Genomic DNA, 343 nt, shown 5'->3' on the forward strand with positions numbered 1-343 from the left:
CCCGCCCAGGGCGCATCAATCACCTCGACCACCACACGGCCGTGACCAGTAGCGATGACTCCGCAGCCGGGACAGCCTTGGACCGGAACGCAGGACTCCACCTCGAGCACCAGGCCCGAGGGAGCCTGCGTGACCGAGACCAGGTGGAGGCCGGGGAAGTCGAGAAGGAGATCGCATCGGTCGCAGCGATCGAGCGCGTCAGGGCATACGCAACTATGGTTAAGCATTGTCGAGGTCCTTGGTGCGAGCAGAGGTAAGAGTCCGCTCATCATCGAGGACCTCGACGTCTATCCCCAGCTACCCCGCACCACCGGCGCGCCCACACTCAACTCTGAAGAGCCCG

Annotated in this window: 1 pseudogene; it reads right to left on the bottom strand. The window is 64.4% G+C overall.

The features are described 5' to 3' along the window. Positions 1-227, bottom strand: a pseudogene (locus FCK90_RS15605) (ISL3 family transposase); the annotation flags it as partial. Between the last annotated feature and the right edge of the window lie 116 nt (positions 228-343).

Origin of the sequence: Kocuria coralli (genome assembly GCF_008831305.1) — a bacterium.
GTDB classification, from domain to species: Bacteria; Actinomycetota; Actinomycetes; order Actinomycetales; family Micrococcaceae; genus Kocuria; species Kocuria coralli.